Source organism: Neobacillus drentensis (assembly GCF_036966985.1).
GTDB classification, from domain to species: Bacteria; Bacillota; Bacilli; order Bacillales; family Cytobacillaceae; genus Neobacillus; species Neobacillus drentensis_E.
Window position 1 is genome coordinate 1 of the sequence record NZ_JBALSN010000606.1, and the last position, 1,816, is coordinate 1,816.

General features: G+C 40.7%; 2 protein-coding genes. Both read right to left on the reverse strand.

From position 1 onward, the window contains the following. Window positions 1–75: 75 nt before the first annotated feature. Entirely contained in the window at window positions 76–795 is a 720-nt protein-coding gene (gene sleB / locus V7659_RS28890; RefSeq protein ID WP_335543492.1) for a spore cortex-lytic enzyme, read from the reverse strand. A gap of 110 nt (window positions 796–905) precedes the next feature. Next, the gene (locus V7659_RS28895) at window positions 906–1,568 is read right to left on the reverse strand and encodes a M20/M25/M40 family metallo-hydrolase (protein WP_335543493.1); all 663 of its coding nucleotides are present in this window, start codon (window positions 1,566–1,568) and stop codon (window positions 906–908) included. Window positions 1,569–1,816 lie beyond the last annotated feature (248 nt).

Here is a 1,816-nt window from a genome sequence, read left to right on the forward strand (position 1 = left end):
CGAGTCCATTTAGGCCCATCATAAAAACGACTTAGAAGTTTTATACAACTTCTAAGTCGTTTTTTTTTACACACACTATTTGCAAAAAATATGTTTCCCAATTCTTTTGATTTGTGGCCGACTCCATATCCAACCACTTGTCGCGGTATCAGGATTAAAATAATATATGGCTCCGCCACTAGGATCCCAGCCATTGATCGCATCCATAACTGCTTTTTTCGCAGTCGCATTGGGTGTTAAATTAATTTGGCCATCTGCCACTGCAGTAAAGGCCCCAGGTTGATAGATGACACCTGCAACTGTATCTGGAAACGATGAGTGACTGACCCGATTCAAAATAACTGCTGCAACAGCGACCTGTCCAGTGTATTCCTCACCACGTGATTCCCCGTAAACAGCGTTTGACATCAATTGAATATCATTTTGTGAAAAACCTCCTGTTACATTAGCAGAATTGTTCCCCGATGAATTAGGTTTTTCATATTTTGTTGCTTTCACAATAGCTGCCTTTGTTTTAGCGCCTACAACTCCATCCACAGGAAGGCCAAATTGATCTTGAAAATTCCGTACGGCCCAATATGTATTCCAGCCAAATACACCATCTACATTACTTGTATAAAAGCCGTTATATTTGAGTCGTGACTGCAACTCAATAACATCTTCTCCTGTTGAACCTCTTTGGAGCACCTGACTAGTAAACGCAAATACGTCATTACTTTGTTCACTAGTGGTAATGAAAACAATAAAAAGCACAAGAAAAATCAGCCGTGTCTTTATGAAAGCTTTTTCTAGCAAAATATAGCCTCCTAAGAACAGTAATAACGTTATTTTCTTCAAAATTTGCCCTTTTATGTAAGATGAATAAAAAAGAATACCGCCCGATTGCGGTATCCCTCCTATAATTTTTATTTATTTGACTCTCTAATTACTTCCGTATAAAACTTTATCGCATTCAGGTAGTTTTCGACACTGACATGTTCATTCGTACCATGCATTCGATTGAGGTCCTCTGAAGTAATCTGTACAGGTAGGAACCGATAAGTATTACTAGAAATACGATCATATTGCCTTGCATCAGAGCCAGCAAACATTAAATAGGGAGCAACGACTGCATTCCCGTAAACATTCCTTGCTGCTTGTTGAATCGACTTAAATGGCCATCCGTCAATCGAAGACACCTTGGAGGCTTCATTACCTGTTACCGTCACGTTAATATCATCATCATCGATGGTGTCCTCAATGAATGTCTTTACTTCACCTAAGGAATCACCAGGCATGAGCCGAAGGTTGATGAAAGCCGTGGCTTTTTCAGGTAAGGCATTATTTTGCTCGCCAGCTTGAAAAATCGTTGGGGCAATCGTGGTACGAATTAATGCTGCAGATGCTGGCTGTCCAAGTAGTATTTTTTCAATCACCGGCTCAAAAATGACTTTGTTGGCAAACACATATTTCATCCCAAAACTCATTTCTGGTGCAACATATTCAAATAAATCATCACCAGGACCTCTAAGGTCACCATGAAACTGAGTATCTTCAAGTTTCGAAATGGCACTTGAAATACGGCCAATATTGGTGNNTCGTTAGTTCTGCCGTCGCTGATCCTTTCTCCGAAATACCGACCACACCAACCGGCTGGTTCACACCAGGAACCATGTTTTCAACGATTGCACCACCTTCATCTAAAACATAGTCAAAGGTAATTCCTCGGGCTTTTAAGGTGTCTACAATCGCGCTCGCCCCTTCTTCACCGCCGATTTCTTCATCAAATCCAAACATAAAATACATATCGCGCTTCGGCTGGAATCCTTTCGTTAAT